Annotated in this window: 1 protein-coding gene; it reads left to right on the forward strand. The window is 54.9% G+C overall.

Annotated elements, in window-relative coordinates; translation table 11 throughout:
• Positions 1 to 246, forward strand: a 246-nt coding sequence (locus PPOP_RS23375) for an IS30 family transposase (protein ID WP_042228397.1), incomplete at both ends; no start/stop codon positions are given.

Raw genomic sequence — 246 nt, forward strand, 5'->3', positions numbered from 1 at the left:
GTACGGCGTTATCGATGGAGATTGCCTTTGGCGTGGCTGCCGCCCAGTACCCCTCGAAAGCGTTCCAAACGGCTACGGCTGACCGTGGCAAAGAATTTGCCTGTTATGCGAGCTTGGAGGCCACTCATGGCGTGCAGGTTTATTTTGCTGACCCGTATTCCTCCTGGCAACGAGGTTCCAATGAAAACGCCAATGGCTTGCTGCGAGAGTTCTTCCCCAAAGGGACGGATTTCGCCCAGATTACAG

The sequence above is a fragment of the Paenibacillus popilliae ATCC 14706 genome, from assembly GCF_000315235.1.
Lineage (GTDB): Bacteria > Bacillota > Bacilli > Paenibacillales > Paenibacillaceae > Paenibacillus_B > Paenibacillus_B popilliae.